Below are 10000 nucleotides of genomic sequence, written 5' to 3'. Positions count from 1 at the left end.
TATGAATACAAGCTCATTAATTGGCTCATTACATCGATGATTTAAGCTCTTATTCTGCCCTTTTAATATGAATTAAAAAAAAGGCGCTTTAATAGCAACCTTTCTTTCCTTTAGTATTCCTTTGTAATTACGCGTGAAATATAAAAGCTTCTTGTACTAGATAGATCAACAATCTCTCCGGTTCTTGTTAGCTTAACTAAAGGTCGTGTTGGCGCATATTTATTAATAAACATTACTTCGCCTCGTTCAAGATTAGAGAGCTCAATTTTTGTACCGATTGGTAAATCTACTACAATATCAATTAATGCCTGCACAACTTTAATATCAAACTTTCCAAACTCTGATTCTTTAATCATCTCAATTACTTTAAATGGAGATTGCTTTGAACGATACAGACGTTCACTCGTCATCGCGTGGAAAACATCTGCCACCGCAATGATTTGTGAAAAATTAGAGATATCACCAATTTTATTACCATTCGGATAACCACTACCATCCAAACGTTCGTGGTGTTGAAAAATTGCTTCTTTCATCGTGTCTTTTAATGCGGTTAAATCCTTCACCATTAAATGACTGTAATAAGGATGTCTTCGGACTTCTGCAAATTCTTGTTGCGTTAATGATTCTTTCTTTTCTCGAATACGTAATGGAATTTTAGCCATTCCACTATCTGCTAACATACCAGCAATGGCCATTTGAATCGCTATCCCTCGTTCATGACCAAGCTTTTGGGTCATAATTGATGAAATTAACCCCGTGGCAATACAGTGGTGATACAAATAGTCCTTCGGATTCGAATAACTATTTAAATCAAAAATGTAAGATCGATCCTCTAATACCTTCTCTATTAAAGGAATCATCATTCCACGTACTTTTGTAATATCTACTTTTGCGCCCGCTTGCCAGTTACTAAATTCCTTTTTCACTTGTTGAATTGCGTCGCTGTAATGCTTTTCAAAACTATTTAACTTTGGCAATTGAACGGTAGTTGGTAATGGAACCGCATTATCTTCTAACGAATTTTTTGTTTCACCTTCATCATAAACAAGAATGCTTGCAATGCGAAATGCATCAAAAACTTGTAAATGCTCATGATTAATTTTTGTATTTTTATAAACGATTGGATATTGTGTATTGGCAAAAATATCTTCCGCTACAACTTTCCCTAATCGAAGCTCGGCAACTCTAACGAATGTAGCTTCCAATCTCACAACCACCTTTTAACTATTTACTATTATTGTATCTAACTCTATTCTCAATGAGAAGAGCTAATTTCATGCTGTTGTAAAATTTTTGAAAATAAAAAGGCAACTAATCGTAAATGGACTAGTTGCCTTCTTCATTATTCTGATGCTTCTGTTTCGTTTTCTTCTTCGATCACTTCGTTGTCATCATCTAATTCATCTGGTACATCATCATCTTTTTTAACACGCGCAACCGTTGCAACAAATTCTTCATCTGCTAAACGAATTAGTCGAACACCTTGCGTGCTACGTCCAATAATTGAGATATCATTAACATCCATACGAATTAACATACCATTAATTGTAATTAACATTATATCTTCTGAGCCATCTACTGCTTTCACAGCACACATTGGTCCATTTTTTTCCGTGATTTGCATTGTTTTTAGACCAACACCACCACGGCTTTGTAAGCGATACTCTTCTTCAGGCGTACGTTTACCGTAACCTTTTTCAGTAACGACTAAAATTTCCTGTCCAGGTTCGATAATTTCCATACCTACTACGTGATCACCTTCGCGTAATTTAATTCCGCGAACACCACCTGCAGTACGGCCCATTGAACGGATATCGTCCTCTTTAAAGCGAACTAACATACCGTCACGTGTTCCGATAATAATTTGCTTCGTACCATCTGTTAAACGAACAGAAATTAAATCATCATCTTCACGTAGGCCAATCGCAATTAAACCATTTGTACGGATATTCGCAAATTGAGAAACTGGTGTACGTTTAGTAATACCTGTTTTTGTCGTAAAGATAAAGTAAGCATCCTCTTTGAATTCGTCAACGCGAATCATTGCTGTTACTTTCTCATCTTTTTCTACATTTAGCAGGTTTACAAGCGGTAAGCCTTTTGCCGTACGCCCGTATTCTGGAATTTCATAACCTTTTGTGCGGAATACTTTGCCCTTCGTTGTAAAGAACAAAATCGTATCATGCGTCGATGTGAATAGTAAATGCTCAACGAAATCATCTTCATTTGTGCCCATTCCTTGCACACCGCGACCACCACGTTTTTGACTGCGATATGTATTCGCAGCTAAACGCTTAATATATCCGTTATGCGTTAGGGTAACAACTGAGTTTTCACGTGGAATTAAATCCTCATCCTCAATCATTTCCATACCGCCAACAGTAATTTCTGTACGGCGTTTATCATTAAAACGCTCTTTGATTTCCGTCATTTCACGCTGAATGATTTCAATTACTTTCCCTTCATCCGCTAAAATCGCCTTTAACTCTACGATTAACTTTTGAAGCTCTTGGTATTCTGCCTCAATCTTTTCACGCTCTAATCCACTTAAACGAACAAGACGCATATCTAAAATCGCTTGTGCTTGGCGCTCAGATAAGTTAAAGCGCTCCATTAATTGTGGTCTTGCTTCGTCTCCGTTGCGAGATCCACGAATAATCGCAATAATCTCATCGATGTGATCAAGGGCAATACGTAAGCCCTCTAAAATATGTGCACGCTCTTCTGCTTTGCGAAGTTCGAAAGCAGTACGGCGTTTGATGACAACTTTTTGATGCTCTAAGTAATGATATAACGCTTCTTTTAGGCTCAGTACTTTTGGTTGACCATCAACAAGCGCCAGCATATTAATACCGAAGCTTGATTGCATCGCTGTTTGCTTATATAAATTATTTAGTACAACATTGGCATTCGCGTCACGACGGATTTCGATAACTACACGCATCCCGCGACGATCTGACTCGTCACGTAAATGAGTAATACCATCGATTTTTTTATCGCGAACGAGCTCTGCAATTTTTTCAATTAATTTTGCTTTATTCACTTGGTAAGGAAGTTCATGAATTAAAATCGTCTCTTTACCATTCGCTTTTGTTTCAATTTCAACTTTTGCACGAATCATAATTGAGCCGCGCCCTGTTTCATACGCACGACGAATTCCACTGCGACCTAAAATAAGACCACCTGTTGGGAAATCTGGGCCTGGCATTATTTCCATTAGTTCTTCTGTTGTAATAGCCGGATTTTCCGATAATGCAAGGACTGCATCAATTGTTTCACCTAGCTGATGTGGTGGGATATTTGTTGCCATCCCTACCGCGATACCAGAAGCACCGTTCACTAGTAAGTTCGGGTAACGTGCTGGTAGGACAAGTGGTTCGCGCTCACTACCATCATAGTTATCTCCGAAATCAATCGTATCTTTGTTAATATCACGTAGCATTTCCATTGCGATTTTAGACATACGAGATTCCGTATAACGCATGGCTGCTGCTCCGTCGCCATCGACAGAACCGAAGTTACCATGTCCGTCTACTAGCATGTAACGATAGCTGAAGCTTTGCGCCATACGTACCATTGCATCATAAATGGACGAGTCGCCATGTGGGTGAAATTTCCCCATTACATCGCCGACTATACGCGCGGATTTTTTGTATGGCTTATCTGAAGTATTTCCTAGCTCTTGCATCCCATATAAAATACGACGATGTACAGGTTTTAATCCATCACGTACATCTGGTAAAGCACGTGAAACAATTACGCTCATTGCATAACTTAAAAACGACGTCTTAATTTCCGTCGTAATATTTCTTGATTGAATTTTCCCATGTTGAATGTCAGACATAACAAGGACCTCCTTCCAATTGCACTAAATATCTAAATCTTTTACGTACACTGCATTTTCTTCAATAAAATCACGACGTGGTGCTACCTCATCGCCCATTAAATGATCGAAAATCTTATCTGCTTCAATTGCATCATCAAGCTCTACTCGAATTAATGTACGGTGCTCTGGATCCATTGTCGTATCCCAAAGTTGTTCTGCATTCATTTCACCAAGCCCTTTATAACGCTGAACATTTGGTTTTGGTAATTTTGGTAGACGCTCTAAAATTTCTTGTAGTTCTTCGTCAGAATAACAATATTCTAAGTTCTTCCCTTGCTTTACTTGATAAAGTGGTGGCTTCGCAGCGTAGACATACCCGGCTTCGATTAATGGACGCATAAAACGGAAGAAGAACGTTAATAGTAAGACGCGAATATGCGCACCATCGACATCGGCATCCGTCATTATAACGATTTTATGATAACGTGCCTTTTCTAAATTAAATTCTTCACCAATGCCTGTACCAAACGCTGTAATCATCGCACGAATTTCAGCATTTCCTAAAATACGATCTAAGCGTGCTTTTTCAACGTTTAAGATTTTTCCGCGTAGAGGCAAAATCGCTTGGAAGTGACGATCACGACCTGATTTTGCAGAACCGCCGGCAGAGTCACCTTCTACAATGTATATTTCACATTCAGATGGTTTTGTTGAAGAACAGTCTGCAAGCTTACCAGGAAGGCTTGATACTTCTAGTGCTGATTTACGGCGTGTAAATTCACGTGCCTTTTTCGCAGCAACACGCGCACGCGCAGCCATCGTACCTTTTTCTACAACTTGGCGAGCAACAGAAGGGTTCTCTAGCATGAATCGTTCAAAGCCTTCAGAGAATAATGAATTTGTAATTTGGCTAACTTCAGAGTTACCTAATTTCGTTTTCGTTTGTCCTTCAAATTGAGGATCTGGGTGTTTAACAGAAACAATCGCAATTAAACCTTCACGAACATCCTCACCCGTTAAATTCGTATCCGCATCTTTTAAAAGTCCGTTTTTACGTGCGTAATCATTAATAACCCGTGTTAACGCAGTTTTAAAGCCCGATTCATGCGTACCACCTTCATACGTATTGATATTGTTGGCAAATGACATAATTGTTGACGAGAATCCTGCATTATACTGCATCGCAATCTCAACAGAAATACCCTCTTTTTCACCAAATACATCAATCGGTTCATGTATAGGCTCTTTATTGGCATTTAAATGTTCAACGTATGAACGGATACCACCTTCATAGTGATATGTTGTTGAACGTATTTCTTCTTCACGCTCGTCCGCAATTGTAATGCGAATACCGCGATTTAAATAAGCAAGTTCGCGAACACGCGTTGCTAATATATCGAATTCATAAACAGTTGTTTCTTTAAAAATTTCTTGGTCTGCTTTGAAACGTGTCATTGTACCGGTTTCATCCGCATCCCCTATAACTTTTAAAGGTTGAACCGTTTTACCACGCTCGAATACAATTACGTGCACATGCCCGTCACGTTTTACGTATACTTCAGTTGTCTCTGATAAAGCATTTACTACCGAAGCACCTACACCGTGTAGACCGCCGGATACTTTATAACCGCCGCCGCCAAATTTACCACCCGCATGTAGTACAGTCATAATAACTTCGACTGCAGGGATACCCATTTTCTCTTGCGTACTTACGGGTATCCCGCGTCCGTTATCTTCAACACGAATCCAGTTATCTTTTTCGATAGCAACTGTAATATGTGTACAGTGACCAGCTAAAGCTTCGTCAATACTGTTATCAACGATTTCCCAAACTAAATGGTGTAAACCTTTTGAACTCGTTGAACCGATGTACATTCCTGGACGTTTACGAACAGCTTCTAAGCCTTCTAGTACTTGTATTTGATCAGCATCATACGCTTCGTGCTGAATTTCTTTTTCTTCTAAAGCCACCATGTTCACCTACTCTTTCGTAACCTCAGTATGTGTCTCTTGATAAGCGTTTCAACACGCTTTTTTATTTATAGAAAGTGCCATTATGACCCCTTGTGTTATTGGTCAATTGCCCCTTGTTTCACGTGGAACATTTTTGCATGCTCCATCGAATCATGATGGATCCCTTCGACACTTGTTGTGGTAACAAATGTTTGTACCTCACCTTGAATCGTGCTCAACAAATGTGACTGTCGGTAATCATCTAATTCAGATAACACATCATCGAGCAATAAAATAGGCGCTTCTTTCGTCTCTTGCTTAATTAACTCAATTTCAGCAAGTTTTAAAGAAAGTGCCGTTGTGCGTTGTTGACCTTGTGATCCGTATGTTTGAACATCATAACCATTTACTAAAAACTGCAAATCATCTCGGTGTGGACCAATTAACGTTACCCCACGCTCAAGTTCCCGTTGTTTTACTTCAGCAAGCTTCTTTTCCAAATACTTCGCCATTTCTTCTGCTGTCCAGCTAGCATCCATTCCCGTTACAGGGCGATATTTAATAACTAGTGTTTCAAGACCGCGAGAAATACCTGAATGAATAGGTTCTGCCCATTCCTGCAAAAGTTCCATAAATTGAAACCTTTTACGAATAATTTGAACGGCAGCTTGAATGTATTGCTCCGTATAAACATCGAACATAACATCATTGATTGATGAACGCCCTTGATTATTTTTTAGTAAGTGATTACGCTGTTTTAATATTTTTTGAAAAGTTAATAAATCATGCAAATACACAGGTGAAATTTGCCCAATCTCCATGTCAATAAATCGACGTCGAATTTGTGGACTTCCCTTTACGACATTTAAATCTTCAGGTGCAAACATCACGACATTCATCTGCCCAATATAGTTGCTTAGTTTAGTTTGTTCTAGATGATTAATCTTCCCTTTTTTTCCCTTTTTAGAGACAGTAAGTTCAATTGGGAGACTACCGTATCGTTTTTGTACAACACCTTCTATTTTACCATAATCCGTATCCCAACGTATCAATTCTTTATCGTTTGATGTCCGGTGAGACTTGGCCATAGCTAAAACGTAGATGGATTCCATAACGTTTGTTTTTCCTTGTGCATTTTCTCCAATGAAGACATTTATTTTCGGTGAAAAATCAAGTGTTAGCGATTCGTAGTTGCGATAATTAGTCAGCTGCAAACGCTCAATATTCATTATTTTTCTCCGTTCTTATCCACAATGCGGAAACGACCTACCCCCGGAATATTGATCATATCGCCGTTACGTAGTTTACGACCACGTCGATCCTCTACTTCTCCGTTCACGTATACTTCATGTTCACTTAAAAACCATTTTGCCATACCACCCGAACTAATCGTATCCGTCATTTTAAGAACCTGTCCAAGTGTCACATATTCTGTATTAATTACTAATTCATTCACAGTAAATTCATCCTCCGTATAATTAAAATCTATCCTTCTATCATACCTAAAATTTGTTCATAAGTAAAAAAAGATAGCCGCATGTGCGACTATCTGGACCATAACGACATTGCATATTAGTACGTACGTACAGGTAAAATCAGCTGTAAAATTGCGTTGTCATGTACAGAACGTAAAATAAACGGTCTCATTGCACCTGTGAACTGAATCACTACATCCTGGCCATCAATCGCCTTTAACGCTTCCATCATGTATTTTGCACTAAATGAAATCTTTAAGCTTTCCCCTTCTAATCCCTCTACTTGAATTTGTTCTTCTACTTTACCAATTTCAGGCGAGTTCGATGAAACCTCAACAATATTGTTTTCTAACGTTTCAAAACGAACAACGTTATTACGATCTTCACGTGCTAAAAGTGAGGCACGATCAATTGCTTGTAATAAAAATTTGCCGTTAATTGTTACATTTGTTTTGTAGTCTTCTGGAATTAAACGCGATGTATCAGGGTAATTCCCTTCTAGTAAGCGAGAGAAAAAGAGTACATCTTCTGTTTTAAATAATACTTGCTGATTAGTAATCACAATTTGTACAGGATTTGTTGTGTCTTCAAGAATTTTATTTAATTCATTTAAGCTTTTTCCTGGAATAACAACAGAGTTAACCTCTGTAGGTAATTGTTCTAGTTTTACTGTGCGACGTGCTAAACGGTGACTATCCGTAGCAACGCATATTAATTCATCCCCTTGAATTTTCCAGTTTACACCTGTCAACACCGGACGACTTTCAGATGTCGCTACCGCAAATACTGTTTCGCGAATAATTGATTTTAATAAATCGGCTGGAATTGAGAATTGGCGATCAGCTGAAATTTCAGGAAGTAGTGGATACTCTGCTGCATCGATGCCAATTAGGTGAAAATCAGATTTTCCAGAACGTATATGTGTAGCAGATCCGTTTGATACTTCAATTTCTACATCATTTGTAGGTAATTTTCGAATAATTTCATTAAACATTTTTGCTTGTAACACAATTGAACCTGTTTGAGAAATCGTCATTAGCTGTTCGCCATTATCTTCAACTGGAATAAATGTTTGAATTGTAATGTCTGCATCACTACCTGTTAAACTCATTCCCTCGTTTGTAATATCAATTTTAATTCCTGTTAAAATCGGAATCGTTGTTTTTGAACTTACTGCTTTCATGACATCATTTAGTCCTGCTAATAAGCGATCTCGCATAATCTCAAATTTCATTGTTTTACCTCACTTATATAATTATTTATTAGTTAAAGATTTTAATAGATATAGTAATAGGTCCTGTGGATTTGTGGATAAGTGCGTTGAAACGAATAGAATCAGTCTATCCACATGTAGATAGACTGTGTATAAGTTTGTGCAGAAAAACCCAAGTTATCCCCAAAATTATTTACCTAGCATACTACGAATTTGCTTAATATCTTGCTGGAGTTGCTGGTCTATTTTTAGCATAGACGAGATTTTTTCGTGCGCATGAATTACGGTTGTATGGTCACGTCCCCCAAATTCCTCTCCTATTTTAGGTAAAGAGAAGTCCGTTAACTCACGTGATAAAAACATAGCTACTTGGCGCGGAAATGCAATTGATTTTGTTCGTCTTTTCGCTGAAAAATCCTCAAGTCGTATGTGAAAGTGCTCTCCAGTAGCATTTTGAATGTCCAAAATCGAAATTTTTCGCGGCTTTGCGTTTGGCATAATGTCCTTTAATGCCTCCGCAGCTAGTTCAGGTGTCACATCTTCATTCACCAATGAAGAATAAGCAACAACGCGAATTAGTGCTCCCTCAAGTTCGCGGATGTTCGTATCAATCTGGTTTGCAATATATAGCATCACTTCATTTGAAATATCTAAACGATCGGCCTTTGCTTTTTTACGTAAAATAGCAATACGCGTTTCTAAATCAGGTGGTGCAATATCAGTAATTAAGCCCCATTCAAAGCGTGAACGTAGACGATCCTCTAATGTTGGAATTTCTTTTGGCGGTCTGTCACTTGAAATGACAATTTGTTTTGATTCCTCATGCAACGTATTAAATGTATGGAAAAATTCCTCTTGCGTAGACTCTTTCCCAGCTAAAAATTGAATGTCGTCAATTAGTAGTACATCTACATTACGGTATTTATTACGGAAATCAATTGTTTTATTATCACGAATCGAGTTAATAAACTCATTTGTAAATTTTTCTGATGATAAATACACTACATTTGCACTTGGATTATGTTCCTTTACATAATGGCCAATTGCATGCATTAAGTGCGTTTTACCAAGTCCTACCCCCCCATAAATAAAGAAAGGATTATAGGCTTTTGCTGGTGCTTCTGCTACGGCAAGTGATGCAGCGTGTGCAAAACGGTTACCAGACCCGATAACAAACGTGTCGAACGTATATTTCGGGTTTAACATGCCGGGCGAAATGTCATGGTGGTCATTACCTTTCGCTTGGGTAATTGGTGGTGGTAGTTCGAAGTCATCTGTACCTTGATCCTTCTGAACAACAAATTTGATCAGCAAGTCCTCTCCTGTTAACTCATTTAAAATGCCTGTAATTAAGTGAATATAGTAGTTCTCTAGCCAATCACGAGCAAAAGAGTTTGGAGCTGAAATAGTTATATTTGTTCCTTTATGAGAAAGCAATTTAGTTGATTTCAGCCATGTTTCGAAGCTTGGTTTTGAAATTTTTTGTTCAGCTTGGGCCAGGACAGCATTCCATAGTTTATCTAAATGTTCCAA

General features: G+C 38.2%; 7 protein-coding genes. All 7 read right to left on the bottom strand.

Features of this window, described 5'->3' with window-relative positions:
- Positions 1-110: 110 nt before the first annotated feature.
- The 7 genes from MHH87_RS00035 to dnaA all read right to left on the bottom strand — a co-directional run bounded on the left by MHH87_RS00035 (position 111) and on the right by dnaA (position 10000).
- Positions 111-1205 carry an HD-GYP domain-containing protein gene (locus tag MHH87_RS00035; RefSeq protein ID WP_340747331.1) on the bottom strand — a complete coding sequence of 365 codons (1095 nt, stop codon included), beginning with the start codon at positions 1203-1205 and terminating at the stop codon, positions 111-113.
- Between the two features lie 137 nt (positions 1206-1342).
- A complete protein-coding gene (gyrA, locus tag MHH87_RS00030) occupies positions 1343-3844 on the bottom strand; it encodes a DNA gyrase subunit A (RefSeq protein ID WP_340747330.1) in 2502 nt (833 codons plus the stop codon).
- A 24-nt stretch (positions 3845-3868) separates the two neighbouring features.
- Positions 3869-5800 (bottom strand): DNA topoisomerase (ATP-hydrolyzing) subunit B, encoded by a 1932-nt coding sequence (gene gyrB, locus MHH87_RS00025; RefSeq protein WP_340747329.1) that lies wholly within the window; start codon positions 5798-5800, stop codon positions 3869-3871.
- Between the two features lie 95 nt (positions 5801-5895).
- Positions 5896-7008 (bottom strand): DNA replication/repair protein RecF, encoded by a 1113-nt coding sequence (gene recF / locus MHH87_RS00020; RefSeq protein ID WP_340747328.1) that lies wholly within the window; start codon positions 7006-7008, stop codon positions 5896-5898.
- Positions 7008-7235, bottom strand: a complete 228-nt coding sequence (gene yaaA, locus MHH87_RS00015; RefSeq protein WP_340747327.1) for a S4 domain-containing protein YaaA — start codon at positions 7233-7235, stop codon at positions 7008-7010. Before yaaA ends, recF begins: the two co-directional genes overlap by 1 nt.
- A gap of 116 nt (positions 7236-7351) precedes the next feature.
- Complete coding sequence (dnaN, locus tag MHH87_RS00010; RefSeq protein ID WP_340747326.1) at positions 7352-8488, bottom strand: DNA polymerase III subunit beta; 1137 nt, start codon at positions 8486-8488, stop codon at positions 7352-7354.
- A gap of 168 nt (positions 8489-8656) precedes the next feature.
- On the bottom strand, positions 8657-10000 hold the full coding sequence (gene dnaA, locus MHH87_RS00005; RefSeq protein WP_340747325.1) for a chromosomal replication initiator protein DnaA: 1344 nt from the start codon (positions 9998-10000) through the stop codon (positions 8657-8659).

This window comes from Solibacillus sp. FSL H8-0538 (assembly GCF_038003525.1).
Classification (GTDB): Bacteria; Bacillota; Bacilli; order Bacillales_A; family Planococcaceae; genus JBBOPI01.
Note: the sequence above shows the minus strand (reverse complement) of the source record. Positions and strands in the feature narration are given on the sequence as shown.

Excerpts from the sequence above, each read along its gene's own strand:
- gyrA (WP_340747330.1), bottom strand. The coding sequence starts at position 3,844 with ATGTCTGACATTCAACATGGGAAAATTCAATCAAGAAATATTACGACG.
- gyrB (WP_340747329.1), bottom strand. The coding sequence starts at position 5,800 with ATGGTGGCTTTAGAAGAAAAAGAAATTCAGCACGAAGCGTATGATGCT.
- recF (WP_340747328.1), bottom strand. The coding sequence starts at position 7,008 with ATGAATATTGAGCGTTTGCAGCTGACTAATTATCGCAACTACGAATCG.
- dnaN (WP_340747326.1), bottom strand. The coding sequence starts at position 8,488 with ATGAAATTTGAGATTATGCGAGATCGCTTATTAGCAGGACTAAATGAT.